This window comes from Alkalithermobacter paradoxus (genome assembly GCA_002029295.1).
In the GTDB taxonomy this organism is placed as follows: Bacteria; Bacillota; Clostridia; order Peptostreptococcales; family Peptostreptococcaceae; genus Alkalithermobacter; species Alkalithermobacter paradoxus.
Map to the genome: position 1 here is coordinate 1 of MZGW01000023.1, position 1,494 is coordinate 1,494.

General features: G+C 25.3%; 1 protein-coding gene. It reads left to right on the forward strand.

Going from position 1 to position 1,494, the window contains the following annotated elements:
• The coding region (locus tag CLOTH_RS10380) for an MFS transporter (protein ID WP_079413708.1) at positions 1 to 1,242 on the forward strand (1,242 nt) is incomplete at its 5' end.
• Positions 1,243 to 1,494: the final 252 nt, after the last annotated feature.

Genomic DNA, 1,494 nt, shown 5'->3' on the forward strand with positions numbered 1-1,494 from the left:
GTAATGAAAATAGTAGTAGAGCCACGTATTAAAAAAAATATATATGTCTATTACGTTTCATTGGTACTTCTTACAGTTGCTATTTCATTACCACATTCTGTATTGACAGTTTTACTATTGTCTAAAGAAGTAACGTTACCTCAAATAATGATAATACAAGCAGGCTATAGTTTTGCTGTTTTCATCAGCGAATATCCTAGTGGGTTAATATCAGATATTTATCCTAAAAAATTAGTATTTGTATATTCTAAGTTTTTTCTATTAGTCATGTTTTTTCTTGTTATTTATATGAATAGTTTTTGGATGTTGTTTATAGCTTGGTTTATGTATGGCATTTCATCTGCACTTGATACAGGAACAATAGATGCAGAAATAATCAATAATCTTAGACTATCTGAAGGATATATAGATAAGTTTATAAGTGATGCAAATAGATTGAACTTCATATCATTATTAATTGGTAGTTCTCTAGGATCTTTTATTTATTATAAAATAGGAATTAGATTTTACTGGGTAAGTATAACACTTGCTATTATTTCAATTATTTGTGTTACTTTTTTTTATAAAGGAGAAAGTATTAGAAATACAACAATTTCTTTATCTGAAATGCTTAAGAAAATGATTATGCAAACTAGAGAAGGAATTAAGGAAATAAGAGAAAAAGAATCTCTAAAATTAATGATTATTTTGACATTTGTAGAACAATTTTTCTTTCAAGCACATTTTCAATTATGGCAAGCTTTATTTTTAAGTAAAGGAATTAATGAATATAATTTTTATATATTTTATATAGTTTTTCAAATTTCAAGCATTTTTGCGTACAGTATTCCTGTTTCGAAATTATCTCATAAAAATTTAGGAAAACATTTTAGTATTCTAATTATATTACTCATATTTTCTTTAAGTTTACTAAATACTACAAATAAAGTTTTATTTATTTTTGTTTATATAACTTATGTGTTTATTTTCACAGTGCTCGACTTCATCAGCAAATATATATTTGCCAAAAATGTTTCTAGCGAACGTATTTCTTCATTAACTTCTTTAAAATCTAGTTGTGGAAGAGTTGGAGCTTTGTTATCTATGGCGGGATGTGGAATAATTTTAAAACTAACAAGTGTATCAAATGCTATTATTATTAATTTTGCTTTTGCAATGGTTATGACTACTTTAATTGCTATAAAGTATTTAATTAATACAAAAAATAAAGCACATTGTATTGAAAATAAAGCACCTAAATAAGTTATGTTTAACATTTTATCAGATTCATTTGGAGAGTGCTTTTGTACAAAAAATAGGTGTTGAGCATAGGCATTTTTTAGCATAGCAATATTTATTATAGAATATTTCATTTCAATCCTTAATCTTGGAAATACTAAATGAAAATATAAAATTAAAAGAGGGATACAATGGAAGAGATAAATATAGGATGGAACTTTGATAACAGCTATGCTCGTTTACCCAATGTATTTTTTAGTAGAGTTAATCCAGAAA